This window comes from Streptomyces sp. NPDC051555, from assembly GCF_044454405.1.
In the GTDB taxonomy this organism is placed as follows: domain Bacteria; phylum Actinomycetota; class Actinomycetes; order Streptomycetales; family Streptomycetaceae; genus Streptomyces.
In genome coordinates this window covers 25885-47818 of the sequence record NZ_JBITDP010000032.1, presented here as the reverse complement: position 1 = coordinate 47818, position 21934 = coordinate 25885, and the positions used below count along the sequence as shown (strand labels likewise).

19 protein-coding genes are annotated in these 21934 nt (G+C 68.6%); 1 reads left to right on the top strand and 18 read right to left on the bottom strand.

From position 1 onward, the window contains the following. Positions 1-59: 59 nt before the first annotated feature. Positions 60-836, bottom strand: a complete 777-nt coding sequence (locus ACIBEA_RS38850; RefSeq protein ID WP_399268159.1) for an RNA ligase family protein — start codon at positions 834-836, stop codon at positions 60-62. A 279-nt stretch (positions 837-1115) separates the two neighbouring features. Here ACIBEA_RS38850 and ACIBEA_RS38845 point away from each other — a divergent pair, with 279 nt between their 5' ends. Next, positions 1116-2693 carry an ADP-ribosylglycohydrolase family protein gene (locus ACIBEA_RS38845; RefSeq protein WP_399268157.1) on the top strand — a complete coding sequence of 526 codons (1578 nt, stop codon included), beginning with the start codon at positions 1116-1118 and terminating at the stop codon, positions 2691-2693. Between the two features lie 41 nt (positions 2694-2734). Here the strand turns inward: ACIBEA_RS38845 and ACIBEA_RS38840 are convergent, their stop codons facing one another. The 17 genes from ACIBEA_RS38840 to ACIBEA_RS38760 form a co-directional block, all read right to left on the bottom strand. After that, complete coding sequence (locus ACIBEA_RS38840) at positions 2735-4096, bottom strand: hypothetical protein (protein WP_399268155.1); 1362 nt, start codon at positions 4094-4096, stop codon at positions 2735-2737. A gap of 287 nt (positions 4097-4383) precedes the next feature. Next, entirely contained in the window at positions 4384-5151 is a 768-nt protein-coding gene (locus ACIBEA_RS38835; RefSeq protein ID WP_399268153.1) for a hypothetical protein, read from the bottom strand. A gap of 3 nt (positions 5152-5154) precedes the next feature. Further along, positions 5155-5559, bottom strand: coding sequence for a hypothetical protein (locus tag ACIBEA_RS38830; RefSeq protein WP_399268151.1), 405 nt, complete (start codon positions 5557-5559; stop codon positions 5155-5157). Between the two features lie 110 nt (positions 5560-5669). Beyond that, positions 5670-6176 (bottom strand): hypothetical protein, encoded by a 507-nt coding sequence (locus ACIBEA_RS38825; RefSeq protein WP_399268149.1) that lies wholly within the window; start codon positions 6174-6176, stop codon positions 5670-5672. 236 nt (positions 6177-6412) lie between these two features. Continuing rightward, positions 6413-6838 carry a hypothetical protein gene (locus ACIBEA_RS38820; RefSeq protein WP_399268147.1) on the bottom strand — a complete coding sequence of 142 codons (426 nt, stop codon included), beginning with the start codon at positions 6836-6838 and terminating at the stop codon, positions 6413-6415. Further along, positions 6835-7395 carry a helix-turn-helix domain-containing protein gene (locus ACIBEA_RS38815; protein WP_399268145.1) on the bottom strand — a complete coding sequence of 187 codons (561 nt, stop codon included), beginning with the start codon at positions 7393-7395 and terminating at the stop codon, positions 6835-6837. Before ACIBEA_RS38815 ends, ACIBEA_RS38820 begins: the two co-directional genes overlap by 4 nt. Before the next feature lie 124 nt (positions 7396-7519). After that, positions 7520-7981: a hypothetical protein gene (locus ACIBEA_RS38810; protein WP_399268143.1), complete on the bottom strand. Its 462-nt coding sequence runs from the start codon at positions 7979-7981 to the stop codon at positions 7520-7522. A 16-nt stretch (positions 7982-7997) separates the two neighbouring features. Continuing rightward, positions 7998-10274: a hypothetical protein gene (locus tag ACIBEA_RS38805; RefSeq protein ID WP_399268142.1), complete on the bottom strand. Its 2277-nt coding sequence runs from the start codon at positions 10272-10274 to the stop codon at positions 7998-8000. Continuing rightward, complete coding sequence (locus tag ACIBEA_RS38800) at positions 10274-12991, bottom strand: hypothetical protein (protein ID WP_399268140.1); 2718 nt, start codon at positions 12989-12991, stop codon at positions 10274-10276. The genes ACIBEA_RS38805 and ACIBEA_RS38800 overlap by 1 nt, the downstream gene beginning before the upstream one ends. Continuing rightward, complete coding sequence (locus tag ACIBEA_RS38795) at positions 12991-13398, bottom strand: hypothetical protein (RefSeq protein ID WP_399268138.1); 408 nt, start codon at positions 13396-13398, stop codon at positions 12991-12993. Before ACIBEA_RS38795 ends, ACIBEA_RS38800 begins: the two co-directional genes overlap by 1 nt. 80 nt (positions 13399-13478) lie before the next feature. After that, positions 13479-14591 carry a hypothetical protein gene (locus ACIBEA_RS38790; RefSeq protein ID WP_399268136.1) on the bottom strand — a complete coding sequence of 371 codons (1113 nt, stop codon included), beginning with the start codon at positions 14589-14591 and terminating at the stop codon, positions 13479-13481. Then, complete coding sequence (locus ACIBEA_RS38785; RefSeq protein ID WP_399268135.1) at positions 14588-15910, bottom strand: hypothetical protein; 1323 nt, start codon at positions 15908-15910, stop codon at positions 14588-14590. The genes ACIBEA_RS38790 and ACIBEA_RS38785 overlap by 4 nt, the downstream gene beginning before the upstream one ends. 36 nt (positions 15911-15946) lie before the next feature. Then, on the bottom strand, positions 15947-16963 hold the full coding sequence (locus tag ACIBEA_RS38780) for a replication-relaxation family protein (RefSeq protein WP_399268133.1): 1017 nt from the start codon (positions 16961-16963) through the stop codon (positions 15947-15949). Continuing rightward, entirely contained in the window at positions 16960-19434 is a 2475-nt protein-coding gene (locus tag ACIBEA_RS38775; protein WP_399268131.1) for an ATP/GTP-binding protein, read from the bottom strand. The genes ACIBEA_RS38780 and ACIBEA_RS38775 overlap by 4 nt, the downstream gene beginning before the upstream one ends. Positions 19435-19454: 20 nt before the next feature. Then, on the bottom strand, positions 19455-19970 hold the full coding sequence (locus tag ACIBEA_RS38770) for a hypothetical protein (RefSeq protein ID WP_399268129.1): 516 nt from the start codon (positions 19968-19970) through the stop codon (positions 19455-19457). Between the two features lie 195 nt (positions 19971-20165). Further along, positions 20166-21200, bottom strand: coding sequence for an NlpC/P60 family protein (locus ACIBEA_RS38765; RefSeq protein WP_399268127.1), 1035 nt, complete (start codon positions 21198-21200; stop codon positions 20166-20168). Positions 21201-21213: 13 nt separating this feature from the next. Continuing rightward, on the bottom strand, positions 21214-21870 hold the full coding sequence (locus tag ACIBEA_RS38760; RefSeq protein ID WP_399268125.1) for a hypothetical protein: 657 nt from the start codon (positions 21868-21870) through the stop codon (positions 21214-21216). Between the last annotated feature and the right edge of the window lie 64 nt (positions 21871-21934).

The window sequence follows — 21934 nt, the reverse complement described above, 5'->3', positions numbered from 1 at the left end:
GAGTGGAGGACCGGAGGGCGCCCGGCGGGCGCCCTCCGGTGGGGATGGGTGCGGGAGGTTCAGCGGCCGGAACGGAGCCGGAGGGTGCTCTCGTAGTCGGCCAGGCGGGCCTTGGCGATGACCTTGCGGTCGTGGGTGCGCAGAACGAGGCCTTCGGGGCGTCGCCCGGCCTCGCTGTCCAGGGCCACGTTGGTCGCCGGGATGCGGGAGGTGAGGAAGGCGTGCATCGCCTCGATTCCGGTCGGCACCTCGGAGGCCGGGATCGTGCCGAGACGGGGAGTGAGTTCGATGCGTTCCTCGGAGGCCAGGTCCTGAAGTTCCTCCTCGGTGAAGAACTGCTGCCCGTCGTGTTCCCGCCAGGTAGCGACCTCGGACGGGGTGAGGCCGAGGACCTCCCCAGGAACGGTGGCTGCGTCGAACATGCGGAAGCCCACCTGGCCCTGCCCGCTGTACTGACCCGCGTTTCGGCCGATCTTGCCGCCGTAGACCTCCAGGTACAGGACGACGGCCTGGGCGCCGCCGCCGCCCGGGGTCCACAGCGAATCTGCGACGGGCCGAAGCGCCTCGACCAACCCGTCCTTGGGGTTCGCGATCAAGTCGCCGCGTGCATGGAGGAGATGTTCGCGGGAGCCGATGACGTAGTCGCCGTTGGAGAAGGCGATGATCCGGGCGTTGGCACCGTCGACCTTCTCCGTGACGAGCACGTCCTCTTCGAATGCATCGACGACCTTCTCCGTGAGCGTGCCCCGCTGGCCCCGCTCGTGGAACGTGAGGATCGAGGGGTACTTGGTGGCCGAGTTGAGTGCCTCAAGGCTGAGGCTGCGCATGTCAATCATGGCTACACGGACTCCAGTTCAGGTGTGGCGAGCCGCCCGAACGCGGCTGCCGGAGAGGGAGGGGGATGTCAGCCGTTCAGCGGCTGCCTCGACCCAACAACCAATAAGCTACACGTCATTACAGAGATGTGCAACGCATATCGTCGGGTTGACCAAATGGGTGGTGCTGTGTCAGGCTGACATAACGACAGCGGGTTGCAGTGCCTGGCGAGTTCACGCCGCGCTCCCCGCAACAGTGCTCACCCTCGCGCCCTCCGCGCATCCATCCCGGGAGAAACCGTGAAGACGTCCGCAGCCCCGTCCGCCCCCACCCAGCAGACCTCCCCGGTGTCCGGCATCCAGGCCGCCAACCGTGCCGCCGGCGTCCTCATGGGCGCCGCGACCGGTGACGCCCTCGGCGTCCCGTACGAGTTCGCGGCCCGCCTCACCGACGACCAGCGGCCCGCCATGATCGGCGGCGGACTCGGCCCCTACAAGCCGGGCGAGTACTCCGACGACACCCAGATGCACGTGTGCATCGCGAGTGTCGCCAGCACCGGCGCTGACCTGACCAGCCTCCCCGCCCTTGACCAGATCGCCCGCAACTTCCAGCTGTGGCGCGAGAGCGGGGCCACCGACATCGGCGGCCAGACCAGCGCCGTGCTCCGCGTGGCGAAGCGAGGGGTCGGCTCACCGTGCGAGCTCATGGCAGCGGCAGCCGACGCCTACACCGCCCGCACCCGCTACAGCGCAGGCAACGGGAGCCTCATGCGGACCGGCATCGTGGCACTCGCCTACCTTGACGACCCCACGGACATGGTCAAGGCCGTCACCCTGGTCAGCTCCCTGACCCACAGCGACCCCGAGTGCATCGAGGCGTGCATCCTGTGGTGCTCGGGCATCCGCACCGCCGTCCTCGAAGGCACCTTCGACGGCGTCCGCCAGGGCCTCAACCTGCTCCCGGCCGACCGGCGGGACCTGTGGGCCGGACGGCTTGACGAGGCCGAGAACAACCCGCCGCACCACTGGCCCTCGAACGGCTACGTCGTCACCGCCCTCCAGGCGGCCTGGTCGGCCATCACCCGCACCCCGGTCCCCGAACTCGCACCGGAACGCGGGTCCTTCCCCGCCCAGCATTTCCAGCTGGCCACTGAGGCGGCCGTACGGGCGGGCAACGACACGGACACCGTGGCCGCGATCGCGGGCACGCTGCTGGGTGCGCGATGGGGACTGTCGGCCATTCCGCTCGCCTGGCAGCAGGCGGTCAACGGGTGGCCTTCCCTGACCGGGCCCGACCTTGTCCGTCTGGCCGTCCTGACCGCCCGCAAGGGCTTCGACGACGCCGACGGCTGGCCCTCGGCCCCCCGGGTGGAGATCCCCGCCTACGCCGGGGAGGCCTACGTCCTTCCCCACCCGCAGGACCCGGGCGTGCTGCTGGGCAACCTGCCCCTGACCGAGTACCAGGGCGAAGCCCCGGTCGACGCTGTCGTCTCGCTGTGCCGGGTCGGGCAGGCCCCGATCCTCTCCGGCACCGACGTCGAACACGTCCGGGTGTGGCTCGTAGACAAGGAGGGAGCCAACGCCAACCTCCACTATGTCCTCGACCAGACCGCGCGCGAGATCCTCCGGCTGCGCCAGCAGGGCAAGCGGGTGCTCCTCCACTGCGTCGCGGGCCGCTCCCGGACCCCGGCCGTGGCCGCCGCCTACAGCACGCTGCTCGGCACGCATCCCCAGACAGCGCTGGCCCAGATCTACAGGGAGCTCAAGCACTGGACTCTCCTGTCGCACTGGCAGCTGCACGATGCCGTATACGAGCTGGTCGGATGCACCCCGTACCGCCCCCGGCCCCGCCTCAGCTGGAGCCGCAAGCCCCGGTAGACCGGTGCGCTGCGCGACACGAGCCCCGGGTGTGCGTTGGGCTACTTGGGTTCGAAGTTCCCGGGTCCGGGTCGGCTCAGGACGAAGGCGTTCACCGTCCGGCGGTACCAGTGGTAGGAAAAGACGCGCGGTGTACCGCCGTCATCCGGCGCCCGGTCGGCGTACGGGATCTGGCCCCGGTTGTGGTAGGCGGCCATGGTGTCGCGCAGCACGGGCTCGCCACGCGTGGCATTCCCGAGGATCGTGCCGAAGTCGTCGATGTCCAGCAGGTCTTGGGGGTCGCCTTCGGGCAGGGGGTTGAGCAGTACGGGGCCGGAGCCGGTGAACGCGGCCCATACGTGCGGGCGGGCCTTCTCCACCCAGGCGTCCACGTCGTCCTGGTCCCACGCGCGAGGGCGCCGGCGCCTCGGCTCCGGGAAGCCCGGGCGGACTGCCGTGTCACCTTCACGCTTCTCCGTGACCGTGATCCAGCTCGCCACGGTTCCGCGTGGCACCCCGAACCGCTGGGCGATCTCCTCGACCTCCAGCTCGACGGGCTCCTCACTCCCCGAACGGCCCTTGCCCCCTGACGGCCGTGTGGTTGCCGGCCCGGTCGTGGCCGGCGTCTTCGCCTCGACAGCAGGGGCGGCGTCTTCCGCCACTGGCCGGCGCCGGCTCGTAGCCCACGCCCGCGGCCGGTTGGCGCGCACCCACTCATCCACCGCGGCGGCGTCGTAGCCGGCCGGATCAGTGCTGGCCTCCGGGAAGCCCGCGGCCTGAGTCCACGACCCAGCGGTGCGCCCGATGACGCCGTACTTCGAAGAGATCCCGGAAAGAGTCAGGGTTCCCCCCTGCTGCACGGCGTTCCCTGCCGGCGCAGCAGGCTGCTGCGTGACGGAGGTCTGCTTCGCCTCCGGCTCCTCGGCCTTGGTCTGGCGCCGCATGCGCTGGCGGGGCCGGTTCACCCAGTCGTAGGCGGTCTTGCGGAACCAGCGGCGGTCAGGCACCTCGGGCCGCTGTCCATCCCCGGGCAGGCGATCGGGCTGGGGCATCTTCCCCTTGGAGAGGTAGCCCCGCAGGGTGGGCGTGGGTACGGGCTCCTTCCGGCCGAGGGCCGTCGCCTCGAACCTGCAGATGTCTGCGAGCGACACGAGGTCCCGGTCGCCGCCCTTGGGCAGCCCGAACGGATTGTCGGAGTCCTGCCCCTTGGCCCAGTGGACGGGGAAGTTGTCCTTCAGCCAGGCATCCACGTCCTCGGCGTTGCGCACCAGGGTGTCGCCGACCATGCCGACGGTCCAGCCCTCGGGAAAGCCCGGCATGGAAGTCCAGTTGTAGACCTGGGTCGTCGCGACCGTGTAGCGCGTCGCGATCTCCTCGACGGTTACAACCGTCTCTTCCTGCTGTGCGGCGTCGGCTGGGATCACCGGTGTCACTCCTTGTCGGTCCGGCGGCGAACGCCGGGGCGGCGGCCCCGCGGACGGAGCAGGTCGTAGATGGATCGGGGATGAAGCTGCCGGCACCGCCGGCTCCTTTCCTCGCCGGCCCCGGATCGTGCAGGGGGACAGGCGAACCTAAAGTACAGCCCATTATGGAGATAAGCAACAAGGGGTGGTCCGAGTGGACCAGCTATAGCGGACGGGCGGTGGGGGGGGGGGGGGGGGGGCCCGGCCCCCCGCCCGCCCCCCCCCCCCCCCCCACCGCCCATTGGTCGTCAGTGGACGAGTTCAGGTGTCCTCGTCCTGGCTTTCTTCGCAGCCATCCTTTCGTCCTGGTCACGCTGATGTTCGCCGAATGTCCAGTCGCCTTGGAGCTTGAGCAGATGGCGGATCCGATTGGCCGGGATTCCGACAAGAGGCGACTCGCTGAGCACCGAAAGGAGGTCGGACTCTGTCTGATCTGAATATCCGGCGACAATGAGTTTCTCCACATCGGGAAACACGTCGGCATGCCGCTCGGTCGCTAGATCGATGAGGTGGTCCTCGCGGCCGCCGAGACTGTAGCACCAAAGGAAATTTGCGGGCGGCTCGGGCACCACAATTCTATTGAAGCGGCTGATCTCCTTGGTGTAGCAGTAGAACCGAACTCCGGGAGAGTTCTCCATGATGCGCATCCATGCGAGAAGGTAAGAGTCCGAATAGAAGTCTCCAGAATCGTGCAAGCGAATCCACTTTCCGGAATACCGCTTATGGCTCAGCTCCTCCGTCATGCGCTCCTCCCATTCCTTCGGGGAGTCCTTGCAGAGAAGGAGATTTCTAATGTGAGCCGCACGCACGTTCTTAAATCTGTAGGCTCCGACCCTGGCGTAGCAGAATTTCTGGCAAATGCCTGCCTGTTGGCATACATTGAAGTTGCTGCCATCGGGAAGTTTTACGGCAAATGCTGGAAGGGTCCAGTTGAAAATACCCTCCTTCCGTAGTTCTGAGTTCTGAGTCAGAAGCCATTTCCGGGGGCTCTTCTTCGGTGCGCTGGTGTCGGTCATGAGTCACTTCTCCGCGTCGGGATGGGCGGGGGCAGGTGAGGTGGTGAACCGGCCGGGGCAGCCGATGTGCGGCCGGAGGCATGCGTGGACGCCGAGTGCGGTGACGCCGCCGTCGGCCCGCGCCATCAGCGCGAGCCCCTTAGCGATGGCGTTGCGTCCGCCGGCTCTCTGGCTGCCGCCGAACTGGGCATCGTCGCCATGGGCGGTGATCAGGTCGACGTTCTCTTCACGGAGCCGGGCGATCTCGTCGTCGGGCAGCTCCCGCATCTCCGCGATGAAGAGCGGGACCATCAGGAGAAGCCAGTTGGTCCAGTTCGGCGGCGCCGCGGTGGGTCGGTCGGTGGAGGCGACCACCAGGCCGAAGGGGCCGTGATGCTCCGGTTCGGAAGAGCCGCTCGCGTTGTTCATGACAGGTGTCTCCGGGGGGAGTGCGCCGGCAGGAGGTCGTTTCATGCAGGGGCGCCCCCGGCTCTGTGCGAGCCGGGGGCGCCGGGTGGAGCGGGAGGAGCGGGCAGAAGTCAGGCGCCGCGTGCGGAGCAGACGGCAGTGTGGGCAGGGGAGTAGCGGAATCGGGGAGACCCGCCGAGCGCGGTGCGGGCCTGGAGGAGGTAGTCGCCCAAGTCCTCGAGCGAGTTGATCCCCTCGGTGGGGACCGGCTCGTCGCAGCACGGGCACGAGGCGACGACGTCGAAGACGAGGCGGCGACGGTCGTCGTACGAAGCCAGGAAGTCGAGGCTCCTTCCCGCGAAGGGGATGGACAGCGCGACGGCGCGGTAGTGCCGACCGCTAGCGAGAAGGGGGTGGAGGGCGTCGGCCCCTGTGCGAATGGCGACCGGAGTGCTCAGTGAGTCCAGGCGGAGGCGGTGGCGAAGTACCCGCGCCACGCCCGTGGCCTCGTCCTTCTCGTGGTGCACGGCCGGATCCGTACCGGCCGGGAGAGCGCTACCCGTCCGCGCACGCTTCATCGCGGCGTCGGCGGCGGCGGACTCGATGTGGTTGAAGGACGGAATCATCGTGCTCGGCATGTCGGCTCCGAGTGGGTTGAGGCGCGGGTGCGGATAGCTGTCGCTGGCCGTCGGAAGCCCGTGCTGGTGATCAGGGCCGCCAACGACAGCCCCGGGACGGGCGGATGCGATCCAGCCCGACACGAGTTACTGTACAAGCAATATCAGAGATAGGCAACGTTCATTGGTCGGGTATGCGTGTGCCCCCGTCCCACGATGCTGATGCGGGACGAGGGCACACACTGGGAGAACAAGGGTCAGACGGAAGCCAACTGTCCGACTTGGTCGAGCAGGAGCTGCGCCCGGACGAACGCGGAAGCCTTGTGGCCGTACGACGGCACGACCAGGTGCATGGTCTCGTGGGCCAGGGCGCGGTCGGCTTCCTCGCGCGTGGTGATCACCTTCAGGTTGATGGCCAACAGCGGCACGGTCAGCCGCGCATGCTCGGGGCCTGTGTAGATCTGGGCGGCGTAGTTCGGGTAGAAGTGCATCCCGGTGGCCGAGGCGTACGCCTGGAGGTCAACGACCAGATGGAAGGGCCGGCCGGAGACGAGAGCGAACTGCTTGGCCCGCCGGCGCAGCCAGGCCTGATCGACCGGGAGCTGCCGCTCCTGCTCAGGCAGAGGGCTCCGCAGCGCCGCGTGGCGGGCGTCGGTCCGCGGGTGCCCTCGGTGCACTGTCATGACGTCCTCCTCTCGTTCTGGTTCTGGATGGAGCGGGCGAGGTCCAGCAGCGCCTCGGAATCAACGCCGAAGTGCGCGGCGATCCCGTCCAGCACGGCGCCTTCGAGTACCGGGGCCGGCGTGCCAGCGGCCTGGACGACCGCCGCGTGGGCCTGGAGGACCTCTTCCTCCTGGACCTCCCATGTGGCGGCCAGCTGCTGCGCAACCTCGAGCCTCAGTGTCCGGGTGTGGCCGTTCTCAAGCATGGCGTAGCCGCTGCGGGTCAAGCCCGCTGCGGCCGCCGCGGAGGCCTGGCTCTGCCCGGCGCCGCACCGGAGGTCTTCCATGGTGGTCGCGTGCCCGGGGCGCAACTCACCGACCGTGCTGGAGAGCGCGGTGGCGAACACATCCAGGGTCTTCCATTCCGGCGTGCGCCGACCGTCCTCGTAGGCGTCGATCAGGGAAGCCCTGGTACCAGTGGCCCGCTCGAGGTCGTCCACCGACATGGAGCGGCGTTCGCGGGCAGCTCGGAGCACCGCCCCGTCGAAGCCGCGCACGCCGCGTCGTCTTACTGCCACGCTGTTCACCTCCCAGGTATGCCGTGCCGGCTGGTGGGCCGGCCGGTGTCCCGCGTTGCTGGGGACGTGAAGGCCATCATGCCAATACGGCTGTCGGCCCCCGCCGGGCCGGCGGATGAAGTGCTCAGGCATAGCGTCCCTGCCAGGAGTCCGCGTCCAGGCTCCGCAGCGCCGAGACCTCGTCCGCTGTGAGGCGGTTGGTGAATTCGTCCCAGCGAGTCAGCTCCTCCAGCTCGGCACCGTCGGCCGGCTCGATCCGGGCCCGCTGGCCGGTGACGAGGTCCATCTCGACAGCGCATTCGACGACTTGCGCGCTCTTCCACTGCAGGGAGCGGCGCCGTGCCACCCCCAGATTGAACAGGTACCCACTCCCGGTGTCGCCGCCGCCGAACACCGGCCGTATCCACACTGTCTGGTCGTCGTCCGTGAATCGGTGGTGCCGGGCGAGGGCGGCACGGAAGACCTCCTCACCTTCGGGATCGAAGACGATCAAGCGCGCGCCCGCGTCGACCGGGTCTCCAGTGGTGCTGTGCTCGCCGGCGATGAGGTCCGAGAACCGCTGCCGCCACTGCTGTGCTGCTGTCATCGTGGAACTCCTCGTATCAATACTTGTTCAGGCACAGGACATCCTCGACCGGCTTCCCGCCGAGTTCGGTGATGCCCCGAGCGGAGAGCGACGAGAGGATCGAGTCCCGCTCGCCGGCGGACCCGCACACGATTCGGCTGGGGGCTTCGGCGCCAAGCAGGTCGATGCCGTTGCGGAACATCACCTCGTTCGAGTCGCCGCCGAAGCCAGCGATCTTCATCGGGTCCCGGGTGATCGCAGACTTGCTGTAGTTGTGGTGGTCTGGGTTAATCGCGCCGTAGTGGTCACCGGCGTAGGCGTAGTAGTCACTGCGCCGCATCAGCACGCTGGGGTCGTCCCAGATCAGGGTGCCTCCGCCGTAGTAGCCGCTGTCGCTGTTAACGCGGAGGAACACGGAGTTAGCGCCGCCAGTCATCTTGTCTGACTGCTCGCTCTGTCCGATGCCGCTGCCGATGCCCATCACGGCGCGCTTCTCCGTAGACGCGAGGACACCCGTGCCCAGCAGGCTGGCGATGTCACCGCTGCCGATGCTGTGTGTCAAGGCCCGGCCCGTGAATGCCGACTGGATCTCCTCGTGTTTGCCGGTCACGTCGAAGCGCGACCAGGTCAGCCACCTTCCGTCCGTCGTGGGAGCCGGTTCGTAGCCCGGGCTGGCCGCCAGTTCGGAGCCGTTCGTGAAACCGCTGGCCTTGGCGACCGCGTCGCGGACCACCTGGACCTTCATCGGCAGCACCTTTTGGGCCGCTTCCAGGTGGATCCGTTTCATCTGAGTCTGCAGGTCGTCGCTGTCGAGCCCCATCAGGGACTCCATCCGCTGGTGCACGATCTCCTGAACCTGGAGGTCCTGGAGACCCTGGGCAGTCTCCATGGCCGCCTTCATGCCGGCCGCCTTCTCCAGCTTCTGTGCCTGGATGTTGTTCGCGAGGTAGGTCCACTCGCCCTCGGCCGCGGTCATCGGCTTGTTCATCAGGTGCAGCTGTTCCAGGCGCTCCACGAGCTGTTCGCCGTTGCCCGCGCCCTGGGGTGCGTGGACTTCGAGCTGTCCGCGCAGGGAGTACTCCGTGCTCGACGGGTCGTTTTCCTTGTAGGGCCGGTAGACGGCCTTCCAGCCGTCACCCATGTCGATCTCGTACTCGGTGCCGTTGGCATGGCTGCGGGTGACGCCGTCCCAAGAGCTCTGCCCCGTTTCGGAATCCAGGGCGGCCTTGATCCGGCTAGCCTTGCGCGCTGTCGCTACGAGCGTCCCTGGCTCCGGCTCGCCATCGGACACCTGGACCTGCTTGGTGACCATCTTGGTGCCGGTCACCTCGTAGGCGTCCATCCATGGCATCGGCGTGCCCCCGTTGTCGATCTTGTCCTTCACTACGTCCAGCTGGTCCAAGTAGTGCTGGGCCATGGCCTTCTCGGCCTCACTGGTTCCTGGGTCGTTAAGCACCGCGGAGACCGCGTCGACGGCCTTCTCGTGCTTGGCTATCGATGCCTCGGACATCGGGAGTTCCTGGTTCAGCTTGTGCTGCACCGAGGTGACTGCCGTCTTGGTCAGCTCGGCCAGCTTCATCTTCTTGTCGAGGTCGAGCCGCCCCTTGACCTGCTCCTCGACCTCAATCTCCTCTGTGTGCGTCCCGGCGATGCTCAGGGCGTCGAGCAGCCGGTCCTCGGCGTCCTCGGAGATGTGCGCGAGCAGCACCTCGCGCGGGCCGTCCTCGGAGTCGTACGCGACGAGCGTGGCCTCGGAGTTGATGAAGTCGGGGCCGCCCACCAGGAGCGGCACGCCGGTCGGCGCGCCGACCGGCGGAGCCGCCGGCACCGGGGTCAGCGGCGGATCCTTCTCCTCCTCCGGCTCATCGAGCTCTTCCGCCAGAGGCGTGGCTTCGTCACCCGCCGGGACATCACTGTCGGCCTGGCCGGCCTCCTGAGCGGTGGCCTCGCCGTCTTCCTGAGCCACCTCCTGCAGGGCGGCTTCCCCTTCTTCGGGCTGAGCGGTCGCCGTCTGGGGCATCTCCTCGGCTTGGGGACTATCGAACTGGTTGAACTGCTCCTGGAGGAACTCATCAACATCAGCCTCCAACTCAGCGAGCTCGGTATCCGGCCCAGCAGAAGCGTCCGCTTCATCCAAGACCAGCTGATGACCGGATGCCTGGGGCTCTTCACTGACGGGACCGGCCTCGCTGCCGACGATGCCTCCCTCATCGGCCAGCACGCCGCCGAGCTCCACGGGCGCCGTCGGACTCTCCGCGACCGCGGTGGGACTGACGGCGTAGCTCTGGTGGCTGGACTTCGATCCGGTTCCCATCAGCTACCTCCATGCTTGAGGGAAGCCCCGGAGGGCATCTTCAGTTCCTTGACGAAGAAGTTGGTGAAGCTCTCACGCAAGGTGTTCTTCCTCTCGACTGCGTGGTCCAGGAACGCTCCGGCGATCTGCTCGTGCGTGACCTGGGACTGGGGGATCTTCAAGGCCTTGGCGGCGCGGCTGCGCATCTGCGGCACCCACGCGACGCCGGATTTGGCACCTTCGTGGGCGGTGGCGTGCAGGACCGAGCGGAGCTGGGTGTCCGGGATGGACTCGAGCTTCTTGATCGCCACGTGTGCGGCCGCCGGGGTGACCTTCACGCCCTTGGCGAGGCCTCCGCTAAGGGCCGCCTGGTACAGGAGCTGGTGGACTGGTGTGAAGCCGCCCCCGCCGCTGGGTGCGTAGTCCACCGACAGCTTGTCGCTGCCGAAGTGTTTGAAGGCCTGGCCGCGGTCGATCTGCACCACGCCGCCTGACGGCGTCTCCAGCCAGTTGTTCTTGTGGCCGTCATGCTCACTGACGAGCCAGGACCCGGGGTGGGACTGGATGATCGCGTCGACCTGGCTCTGCGTCCACTGGCTGGGGTTGCTGCTGAAGGGCTTGGCGCCCTGGAGCATGGGCTGGATGGAGCCGGCGGTCCCGTTCGTCTGCTTGTGGGCGTACACCGGCACGGACGGCACGCCGCCCAACGACAGGACATGCGAGGCGCCTGCCTCTGCGTGTCCGAGCGCTCCGCCGTGGTTGTGGTCGGCCTTGAACAGCCACTGGCTGCCGTCCGGGGCCGCATGAATGGTCTTGGCGTACGTCCCGCCGAGGCTCGACCCGCTCGTCCCGGCGCCGAAGGTCCACGCCGCGACCTCCTTGTCGTCAAGGCGTTTCGGTACGTCCTGATGGGTGGCCTTGGCCTGCTGGACCTGGGCCATCATCGCCTGGACGTTCGCGTTGAACGATCCAGGCTTCGCGGGCTTCATCGCCTTGGGCGGCTTCGACGCCTTCGGGACAGTTGGAGCAGTCGGGGCCGCCGGAGCCGTCGATGTTGCCGGGGGCCCAGAGGCGGTCGACGCTGCCGCAGGCTCCGGTGTCGTGGCCGACGGTGTGGGGGCCGGGGTTGCGGATCCGCCGCTGGGGCTGGAGGGCAGGTTGCTGGCCAGCGCCTGGACAGCCTCGTCGGAGGCCAGCTCGCCGCCCGGATTCGCCGCGTGTGCCGTCGCGGCCGGGGCCTTGACGGCTGCCTTCTTCGCGACTGCGGCCGCGGCCTTCTCCTTGATGGCGGCCTGGTCGTACTTCGGGTTGAAGCTGGCCGCGATGTAGTTCTGGACGTGGGCACGGGAGGCGCCGGCGCTGTTGTCCATCCCCATCTCGCCGGCGACCACGCGCAGGTCGGCGAGCTTCTGCTCCTTGGCCCACGCCTTGAAGTCGGTGGTCAGGCCGTCGGGTTGTACGTGCTTGTACGCGCTGACGCCGGGGTGCGATGCGAAGGGATCGCCGCCGTCGGAGTGCTGGCTCTTCAGGTACCAGCCGAAGACGCTGTGCTGAACATCCTTGAGTTCGCTTGCGTTCTGCGCCCACGCGGTGATGGCCTGCGAGGCCCCGGGCTCCCCCGCAGGGGGCAGCTTCAGCAACTCCCCGCCCTCAGGTGCGAGGGCGGAGTGGGAGGCGTAGGCGGCGTCCAGCTTGGCGAGCTGCTCCTGGCGCGTGACCGCGAGGTCCTTGAGCGACTGTGCCTCGGCCTCCGGCGTCGTCGAACGCATCAACGTGACGACTTCGCGCGCGGTGAGGTGGTTCGCCTCGGTCTCCGTCAGCGCACCCGACGCGACGGCTTCCTCGACGGCCGGCCTCACGTCGTACGGGTGCAGGGAGTGGGCGTTGAGGGCCTGGTCGACGAGGAGCTTGGCATGCGCCTTCCCCTTGTCCATCTGCTCGCCGAGCTCGGGGCAGTCGGCCGTCGCCAGCTTGTCCTCGGCCGCGAGCATCGCCTGCAGGGCCTCGCCCTGCTTCGGGCCGGCCGTGTACTTCGCGTCGTGGAGGTAGGTGTTGACGGTCTTGGTGATCGCCCCGGCGGCGGCCTTCGCCTCCTCCGGCGTGGCCGACCAGGACCCGCCGCTGGGTACAGGCTCGAGCCCCGCGTGGTCGTGGTACTCGGCCAGGGTCATTCCGCCGACCGTTTCGCCGGCCAGCAGCTGCTGATACCGGTTGTGGGCGGCGGCCTGGATCTTCTCCTTGGATGGGATGCCGTCGGGGTAGGCGGGGTCGAGCCAGTGGACTAGGGCGTGCTGGCCCTTGCCGGAGAGCCCGACCAGCGCCGGGTGCTCGAAGCCCTTGTCGGTGGCGATCTCACGCAGGTCTTCGTCATCGAGGGAGGTGAGGAAGGCTGTCGTCTGGGCCTTGAGCGCCTTCGTGTGGGCCTCGATCTCCTCCTCAGAGGCGCCGGCCGCCTTCAGCTTCTCGATGGCCTCCTGAGCTACCTCGACCTGGCCGACGAAGAGCTTGTAGCGCTCCACCGCACCGTCCAGGACCTCGGTGTCGGAGTCCGCGAATGACGGGTCGGCGATCTCCTCCATGAGGTTCATCGCCACCAGCAGGTTGGACTTGGCCTGGATCTCCTCGTCCGACATGGGCTGCACCGGCGCCGCGGCCACCGGCTGCTCCTCCGGTGCCTCGGATGCGGTGGTAGGCCCGACGGCGTAGGAGGCGTGGCTGGACTTGCTGCCCGTGCCCATCAGACGTCACCCCGCGGGGGAAGGACAGGGATGACCTCGGCGAGCAGGTCGTTGATGACCAGATCGGCGGCGTGGGCGAGGTCGAGCGCGCCGTCGGGCACCGGCACGGGCTCGATGGCGCAGATGCCCGACTGCACGGTCCAGTCCGCGATGTCGTCGAGGGTGGTGCTCTCGCCGAGGCGCTCACGCCACGGGTCCGCCGCGTCGTAGACGAGGGGGATCCATCGCACGACGCGCGCCGTCGGCTCGTCGGCGCTGTCGAGGGCGAGCACGGCGACGGGGTCCACGGGCAGGCCCAGGGCAGGGTGCCAGACCAGCAGGATCCACAGCCGCCAGGCCGCGGACGTCGGAGTCGTGCTGGTCGCATCGGCGGCCGGTGCGCCGGGCTGGTTGACGTCGGTCGACATCGGGGCTCCTCCCATAAGGGGTCTCACCTGCTACAGGTGTGGGAGGAGCCGCCGGTGTGACAGTTCGGGCGAATAATTTTTCAGCGGGCCGGCAGAAGTGAGGACATGTACTGGACCGTCGCGGCGAATGCGTCCTCCGGCCGGGCGTGGACGTCTTCACGGCCGTTCGCCGTCATAACGGCGCCGTGCAGGGCGTACTGGTGCGGGTTCTGGGAGATGAGGGTCAGCCGGGAGCCGAAGAGGTCCACCATCTCCGCGATCCGGTTGGCGCGGGACAGCCCGGTGAGGAAGACGGGCATGTCGTCGGGGAGGTTCGCGGCCAGCCAGTGCAGCCCGGGGCGCTCCCAGCTGTCCCAGGTCGCGTTGTCCCGCACGGTCTGCACGTTGATGGCGATCGCCGGCGGCGGCGCGTCCTCGATCCAGGACAGATACCGCTCCAAGTCCTCCAGCCGGAACCAGTACACGTTCGGGACGACGGGCACGCCGGCCTCGGCGAACTCCTGGGCCAGGAGCAGGCACCGGCGCATGTTAAGGAGGTGCTCGGTTCTCGGCCAGTCGCCGTAGATCGAGTAGTTGCAGGAGAGCACGAGGTCCCACTGCTGCTCGGCGATCCGTTCGACGAGACGGTCGCGTTGACGCCTGGTCCAGAAGGCTTCGACGAGGGGGTCCTCTCCGTAGCCGACGAGCACGGCCTTCTGGTGCGGTTTGAGGTCCAGGGCCTGGTGCGCGGTCTGCTCGGTGAACCGCTTGTACAGGGTGTGGGTGTCGGGGGAGAACACTCTGCGCAGTCCGACCCCGTAGGCCGGCCAGTTCAAGCTGGCGTCGAGTTTGGTGACGGAGGAGCCGTCGGTCATGGGGATGAACGTCGGCAGGTCGGGAAGAGCGCCATCGATGCTGATGTCGTCGAAGCTCAGGGTGCCGCCGACGTCGGCCATCCACTGGGCAATGTCGGTCCGGCTGCCGCAGCGGATCGGGCACTTTCGCGTGACGCAGGCGTTCGCGGGCGCGTCCGCTTCTGTCGCCGCGCACCCGCAGAACCGACAGTCGGAGTTGGTGCCCGAGCACAGCGGTTCGACGGTGGCCGGTCCGCCCCGGCCGTCGGGTCCGGCGTAGAACGCGCAGGCGTTGCAGTCGCAGCCGCGCCCGGGCAGGGGCACGCCGACGGTCGGGGTGGGAAGGGAGATCAGGTTCATGCGGCTTCGGATCCTTCGTGTGTCGCGCCCGGGTGGGCGGCTTCGTCTTCTAGGTGGGTGCTGAGCTCGCGCAGGGCCAGGCGCAGGGAGCCGCGGTCGTAGCGGGAGATCTCCTTGCCGGCCCGGACCTCGACCAGCAGGCTCCGTACCCCGTCGAGAGCGGCTTTGATGACGTCCGTTGCAACGTCCGGCTGTTGCACCGAGGGCGCCGCTGCCGTGTTGCTCTCGGAGCCCGCTACCGGGGCCAAGGGCACGGCGGAGGGGTCCGGGGCCTCGCCGTCTTCCCGTGGGTTTGGTTCGGACGGGTCGAGCTCCGTCTCGGGGTCCTCGGCCTTGTCCGCGTCGGTTGTGCTGGCAACGCGCATTAGTTTGGCGCGGCGGTCGGCGTTCGCTGTGTCCTGCCGCTCTTCCGCCTCCGCGATGATCTCGTCCGGCCCCAGGCCAGGCTCTTCCAGGCCGACGTTCACGGCCGTGGGCAGGAGGTGAAGGCGCTTGGACGTCTTGAGCGCGGCCCAGATTCCTTCAGCCGCCTCCGCTCGGCCGTTGCGCAGCTCGGCGTACCGGATCCGGGTGTTCAGCCGGATCGCCGCCTCGTCCATCTCCTCGGTGAGCTCACGCGGCAGCGCGCGGAAGGCGCGCACCAGCTCGCCGGCTTTGCGCTCGTTGAGCTGGAGCCCGAGCCGGTTGAGTACCTCGCTCCACGGCGCGGCACACGAGCTGTCCGTGCCGCGGATCTTCTCCAGGGCCTGGAAGCGCTCAGCCGGATCCGGGATGGCGTAGACCTCCTGAGGGACAGGCCTGCCGGACTTCAGGAGCTTCCCGACGAGGATGGCGCACCGCTGGTACAGCAGGGCGGCGGCCTGCTCGCCGGGCCGGAGGGGTTCACGGGCGAAGTTCTCGACGAACCGCCACATGTGGCGCTCTTCGTCACTCAGGGGACCCGGGCAGACGACCGCGGGAAGGGCCGCGAAGTGGGGGTTGTCCGGCCTGTTGGTCGCCCCCCAGCGCATGGCGCGCAGGCGGCGCTCGCCGGTGACAAGCCGGATCGTCGGGGCCTTGCCGTCGATGATGATCTCCTCGGCCAGGACCGGCTCCAGGAGGCCGATCACGGACATGGAGGAGATGAGGTCAGCGAGTTCCGACGGCGGAAGCGAGTCGGAGGGGTTGCGGGCGTGGGCCTCGGTGAACGGGGCACCGACGCCGCGCAGCGGCAGCATCTCGAATCGCCGCTGCCGCAGCTTGACGCTGCGGTGCAGGATCTCGGTGAGCCGGATCATGCTCCCGCCGTCCGGCGGAGCTTCGAGCGAGGTACTGGTCATCGTGCTGCTTCCTTCAGGGCCGCGTCCGGCGGCCGGCTACTTCGTGGCGAGATAGAAGTCGGTGGTGGCCGGCCGGTTGGCCGGGGTCCCCCGCAGAAGCGGGGTGAAGATCGGCGCGCAGGGACCGTGCTGCTGGAGCTGCTGCAGGGTGGTGACGCCGATGGCGATGTCGTCCTTGAGCCGGTTGAGCCGGACGTCGGCTGCGACCCGGGTGTAGAGGTCGTCCGTACGCGCGGCCAGGCGCTGCGGCCGCCGGTCCGGCTCGCCGTGCCGGGGCGGCGCGGCGTCCAGAACCACCAGGACCCTGGGGAAGACGGGGTAGTTGTACATCCAGGCCGGACGGGTGGCGTTGGGTATCCGGCGTGCCCGGTCGGGGCTCTGGGGTACGTACTCGTACAGCCGGCCGTAGGCGTGCAGCTTCGCCGCGAGACGGGCGGAGGTCATCGTGGCCCGGTCCAGCTCGATGAAGAAGCTGAGCATGGTGCGTCGGCCGCGCTCGACGTGGACGTAGTTGAGCACGGCGTCGCTGATGACGTGGTCGTCCTCGAAACGGCGCTGGCCGTCCCTGATCCTGTTGGCGACCTCGGGGGTCCAGTCCAGCGGGCCGCACTCGTGCCCGAGGCGGCGGGCGTGCTCGGCGAAGGCCACGCCCACGTCGTTGACTGCGAGCGTGTGCGCCTGCCGAGCTCCCGCCACCGACTCGGGCGTGACCCGGTAGGGGCGGCTGGGGAGCTCGGCGGCCTCCTCGACGGACTCGGCGCCCGAATCGGTCAGGAACCACAGGTAGGGCTGGCTCTGGATTCGCCCCGGCCCGGAGCCGCCGCCCTGTGCCCGGACCCGGTCGACCAGGCCTGCCGACTGGAGATCGCCGAGCTGGCCGAGCAGGTACACGGGGCGAGCTGGCCGCTTCTCCGGCTCGGTGAGCAGGACGTGAAGCTGCTGGGTGGACAGCACCCGGTGCTGGTACAGCATTTCCAGGGCACGGCGGGCCATGGTGTGGAAGCTGCGCGTGCGAACCGGAGCCGTGGCCGGTTCGGCAAGGTGCAGGGTCATCCGAGCCTCGACTCATTCTGGTTGGGGTTGAGCTGGTGGACGTTGCCGGGGCCCTCATCGGCTGGGGTCTGGCCGCCGCTGACGACGGTGCCCCCGCTGTCGTGGACACGCGGCTTCGACGAGCCTTGGGCCGAGTTTCCGCCGTCTCCCGCCGGGCCGTTCGGGCCCTCCGCGGGCTTGGCTGCCGCCTCACCCTCCGGGTCCTCGGGCGGGAGTTCGGGGTCCTCGGAGTCGATGTCGTCCGGCGGCACGGGGAGGGTGACGATGAACTTCCGCAGCCTCTGGTCCAAGCGGCGCAGGTCGGTCAAGATGTCGCGGACCGGCCGGCGCTGGAGGTTCTCGTTGATCGCCTGCTCCAGCCGCTCTTCGTTCTGCGGCCGGTAGTAGTCGCCGTAGAGGTCCTCGACGGAGGCACCGCGGACACGGAAGGGATCAGTCTGGCCTCCGCCCAGGGTGACCGACATGACGTAGTTGTACCGGTCGAGCTGGGTGATCGTGTCGGGCGAAACCTTCTTGCCCCAGCGCCGGGCGACCAGCGTGGCCTCGTCGATGTCGGACGCGGTCGTGGAGAGGATCGACAGGTTCTGCAGCAGGCCCTGCCGGGTGGTGGGGGTCAGGCGCTGCGCCATCTGCGTCATCGCCAGCAACTTCACGTTGAACTTGCGCAGCTGCTCGGTGATCTGGGCCAGCGTCCCCTTCGAGGCACCGTCCACGCTGGTCAGCTCGTCGACGAAGGAGAAGAAGTCACGACGGTCCTCGGGGCGGGTGTCGCGCCGTGACAGGCCGGCCCGGAACAGGTCGTAGATCAGCAGGGAGCTGATGATCCGGTCGACGTCGCCCGTTCCCGCAGGACACACGAAAACGATCTTGGATGTGTCCATGGCGTGCCGGATGTCGTACGTCGACCGGCTCGACCCGAGGAACGCTTTGACCGCGTTGGAAGACGACAGCCGCTCGATGATGTTCGTGACGACCGGAGTGGCCTCCTTGGCGTAGGAGGGGAAGACGTTCTCCCAGAAGTCGCGGATGTCCTTGGTCAGGTAGGGCAGGACCTTAGTGCGCCAGACCGCGTCGGTGAGGATCGTACGGATCTGGAAGACCGTCGGCGCCAGATCCGGGCGGCCCGCCCGGCACACCTGCCACGACAGGTAGACCAGGGACTCGACCGCGCGGGTCAGGATGGTCTTGGCGCGGCCTGCGGAGTCGGACCAGTTCAACGCGGCCGCGAAACCGGTGACGATGTACTGGACGATGTCGGGGATCTCGGCCTCGCGCCGGCGCTCCATGGACAGGGGGTTCCACGAGCCGACCATCCTGTCGAGCTCGGGAGAGGTCAGGTCGATCGCCCAGATCCGGTCGGCCAGCGCCTTGTGGGCGAGGTAGGGCCGCGCTCTGGTCCAGCCGTCGCCGTGGGGGTCGAGGAAGAGCACCCCGAACCCGTTGTGGGCCAGTGCGATGGCCTGCACCAGCGACATCTCCGTCTTGCCGAAGCCCGACTTGCCCAGGAACAGAGCGAACAACAGGTACTTCAGCGGAACACCGGCGAGGCGCTCCCCGCCGCCGGGCTTGGAGACCCAGCCAAGGGGGAGCAGACCGCGCTGGCCCGTCCACGTGGGCAGAGCGGCCGGCGGCGGCGGGACGACGCCGCCCGAGCGGGCGATGTTGGCGGCGCTGTTGTTCTTGGTCGGCGGCTTGAGCAGGCCGGCGATCTCCTCGGCGGTCACCCAGGAGTTGCGGCGCGGGGTGAACAGCCCGGTCTCGAAACGGCGGTCGAAGCGGCTCCGGTACATCCAGTGGTCGGCCCGTACACGGGTGATGCCGAGGTGGAGGCCGACGGGGCGCAGGTGGTTGTCCCCGGACCACGGCTCCAGAGCCGCGAGAACCTGGTCGAGGAGCATCCGAGCCCGGTCCGCGTCCCGGGCACCGGTGCGCACGAGCAGCTGCAGGGAGAAGACCGGCTCGGACCCGGGGGCGAGCTTGCCCATGGCGGCCTTCAAGTCGGTCATGCGGTGCGCGCGCTGGGCGCCGGACGGCTGGCGCCGCTGGTTCTGGCCCTGGTTGCCCTTCATCTCGGTCGCGATCTCGGACAGCACCGAGGACATGTCGAAGCCGAAGCGGTTGGTGCGCTGCGGCATGCCCGGTATCGCCGGTCCGTCGGCGGGGTTGCGGCGTGCCTGCGCCAGCAGGCGCCGCCGGCGGCTACTCACCCGGGACGGGGCGACGGGAACGAGGTCGAGGACGACGTCGGCGCTTTCGCCGAGGTCCTCGCGGACGTCGGCGACAGCGTTGGCCAGTGCCTCAAGCGGGTCCGGGGTGAGCGGGACTTCGCGCAGGGCGAGGTGGTCGGGCAGCGCGAGGGCGAGTTCGGCCCGTGCGTAGTGCATCTTCGGGCCACGGCTCACGGGGCCGGCCGCCTGGGGCTTGGCAAGGTCGACCGGCGGTGCGCCGGTCAGTTCAGGTGTGGTGGTCATGATCGTCTTTCTGTGGCAGGTCAGGCGGCGGGCTGGGTGCTGGAGCCAGGCTGGACGCCCAGACGGATCTGGGGGCGTTCGCGAGCGGGGAGCCCGCCGGACTCGGCAGGCCGCATTTCCACCTGGGCGTACCCCTGGTGCCGCAGCACCGAAAGGGCCTTGGCCGGGCCCTCCACGCGCATGGACAACATCCCGCCGGAGCAGGTGAAGCGGATACGGACAGCGGTGCCCCGGGAAGAGGCGAACAGCCAGCGCGAGACACTTTTGTGGGCGCGGGTGATCTGGTGGGCGAAGCGGACCACCTCTTCCACCTTCGGGTCGAAGCCGGTGGTCGGCAGCACTTCCAGCGCTGCGCGCTCGGTGAACGACCCCCTGGACAGGAACCAACGGCCCGTCCCGGCGGCGGCCCCCGCCCCCACGACGAGCAGGGCGACCCACCAGGCGTTGCTCGCGGCCCAGCCCACCAGCCGTTCGGCGTGGGTGGGGAGGTCCTGGATGACGACGAGCGCCTCGTCGATGAGATCGGTCGTGTTCACCGTCCACCGTCCGAGACCGGGCGGTGCGACGTCCGGCCAGTGGCCGAGGCGAGGAGCAGGGAAGACGGGAGCACGAGGGACCTCCAAGAGCAGACGGGCTTTCATCTGCTACAGGTGCAAGGACACGGCTCGGTGTGACACTCGGGGCGAAAATTTTTTCGCCTGCGGTCACGCAACCCGCCTCAACAAGCTGGGTTATGCGATGTGGCGCATGGCGATGATCATGGGCGCCCATTCGCTGAGCGGCCGTATTCGAACTGGAGAGCCAGTCTTGGGGGCTTCGATGACCTCGCCGTTACCGATGTACATCCCGACGTGTTCGGGGCCGCTGGGGCCGGGCCGGGAGAAGAGGAGATCGCCGGGGCGGAGTTCCGAGATGTTGTTGACAGCTGATCCGGAGTGGACCTGGTCGTAGGTGACCCGGGGCAGGTTGACGCCGGCCGATCCCCACGCGTACTGCATGAGGCTGGAGCAGTCGCAGCCTCGGTTCCGGTCGTGGTCGAACGGCGGCTCGCAGTCGCCGCCCCACTGGTACATGGTGTCCAGCGCTGTTTTCGCCGTGGCGATCGCCTGTGCGGCTCCACCCGAGCCCGGGAGAAGCGGCACGCCTCCCTTGCCGTCGACGGCGGCCCACTTGGCGGCGAGCTCGCGGATTTCTTTGACGTATCCGCGGGTTTCCTTGAGGGGCGGGATACCCCCGGCCTTCTGCACGGCGTAAGCCCCGGCGTTGTACGCGGCCAGCATGTTGTCGGTCTTGTCGCCCGGCACATCCTTGACGTCTTTGGCCAGTGAACAGTCGTAGGCCATCTGGGCGGGGATGGCGTCCTTGGGGTCCCAGACGTCCTTGTCGCCGTCGCCGTCCCCGTCGACCCCGTGGCCTGCCCAGGTTGTCGGGATGAACTGCGCGATCCCGTCGGCTATGGGATCGCCGGATTTGGGGTCCACGGACTGGGCAATCGGATTGAAGGTTGACTCGGTGTAGAGCTGCGCCGCGATGAGCGAGGGAGTGATCTCGGGACAGCCGTAGGCACCCATGTTCTTGAGGATGAGATCTCTGACCCAGTCGGGGACGGGGGCATCCTTGGCGATTCCTCCGCCGAACCCCGCGTTGCCGAGGTCGTCCGAGCCCTCCTTGTCGGCAACGGCCATGGCGACGGCGATGACGGTAGCGATGATCACGCCGATGATGACGGAGCCCAGGCAGCCGAGGGCTTTCAGCACGGTCTTCACGGACGGGCCCTCGTCACGCGAAGGGCAGTGCGACGACGCACCACTTGCCGGATGGGTCGCGTCGCGCCTCCAGCGCGACGTGCTCCTCGTCGCGAGTTGGCTGCGTGCCTGCCGAGGTGACGGTGACGGTGTAGTGCACGCGCAGGTAGGCGAGGTCCGGGGTCGGGGCGGGTGCGCCGTCGGGGATGAGAACGTCGGTGACGGCGGCGGTGACCTGAGCCTGGGTATCGGACCAGCGCTTCCACTGCCTCGCAGTTCCAGACGTCGAGGCAGAGAGCTGTCCAGCCAGTGCGGGCGATGCAAAAGCGGCGGCACGTCGTCCGGCGTCCGCGTAGGAGGCGTCCTTGCCCTGTCGGGCATCGTGACTCGACCAGGCCTCTACGAAGACGCGTGCGAGAGTGGAGAGCTCGGCGGGGACTGCGGCGACAGGCTCATCGCGCGCTGCTGTGTCAGACGGCGAAGGTGTGACAGGTGGTGGCGGCGATGGTGTAGTGGCCGGGACTGTCACTGGCCCGGTGGTGGGCTTCGGTGCCTGGGGATTCGTCGTGGCGGGATTGCCTCCGGACGGCCACACGAGAAGGCCAACACCGAGGCCGGCGAGCAGGACAGCGGTTGCTGCGATCGCCGCCGTGCCGAAGCGGCTGTGCTGTTCGCACGTGGATTTCGACATGAGGGTCCCCCGGAAGCTGGTCGGTGTGGTGTGTGTGGGCGAGAGGGGTGAGGGCCGCTTTGGC

Excerpts from the sequence above, each read along its gene's own strand:
- ACIBEA_RS38850 (WP_399268159.1), bottom strand. The coding sequence starts at position 836 with ATGATTGACATGCGCAGCCTCAGCCTTGAGGCACTCAACTCGGCCACC.
- ACIBEA_RS38835 (WP_399268153.1), bottom strand. The coding sequence starts at position 5,151 with ATGACCGACACCAGCGCACCGAAGAAGAGCCCCCGGAAATGGCTTCTG.
- ACIBEA_RS38830 (WP_399268151.1), bottom strand. The coding sequence starts at position 5,559 with ATGAACAACGCGAGCGGCTCTTCCGAACCGGAGCATCACGGCCCCTTC.
- ACIBEA_RS38825 (WP_399268149.1), bottom strand. The coding sequence starts at position 6,176 with ATGCCGAGCACGATGATTCCGTCCTTCAACCACATCGAGTCCGCCGCC.
- ACIBEA_RS38820 (WP_399268147.1), bottom strand. The coding sequence starts at position 6,838 with ATGACAGTGCACCGAGGGCACCCGCGGACCGACGCCCGCCACGCGGCG.
- ACIBEA_RS38810 (WP_399268143.1), bottom strand. The coding sequence starts at position 7,981 with ATGACAGCAGCACAGCAGTGGCGGCAGCGGTTCTCGGACCTCATCGCC.
- ACIBEA_RS38805 (WP_399268142.1), bottom strand. The coding sequence starts at position 10,274 with ATGGGAACCGGATCGAAGTCCAGCCACCAGAGCTACGCCGTCAGTCCC.
- ACIBEA_RS38800 (WP_399268140.1), bottom strand. The coding sequence starts at position 12,991 with ATGGGCACGGGCAGCAAGTCCAGCCACGCCTCCTACGCCGTCGGGCCT.
- ACIBEA_RS38795 (WP_399268138.1), bottom strand. The coding sequence starts at position 13,398 with ATGTCGACCGACGTCAACCAGCCCGGCGCACCGGCCGCCGATGCGACC.
- ACIBEA_RS38790 (WP_399268136.1), bottom strand. The coding sequence starts at position 14,591 with ATGAACCTGATCTCCCTTCCCACCCCGACCGTCGGCGTGCCCCTGCCC.
- ACIBEA_RS38785 (WP_399268135.1), bottom strand. The coding sequence starts at position 15,910 with ATGACCAGTACCTCGCTCGAAGCTCCGCCGGACGGCGGGAGCATGATC.
- ACIBEA_RS38780 (WP_399268133.1), bottom strand. The coding sequence starts at position 16,963 with ATGACCCTGCACCTTGCCGAACCGGCCACGGCTCCGGTTCGCACGCGC.
- ACIBEA_RS38775 (WP_399268131.1), bottom strand. The coding sequence starts at position 19,434 with ATGACCACCACACCTGAACTGACCGGCGCACCGCCGGTCGACCTTGCC.
- ACIBEA_RS38760 (WP_399268125.1), bottom strand. The coding sequence starts at position 21,870 with ATGTCGAAATCCACGTGCGAACAGCACAGCCGCTTCGGCACGGCGGCG.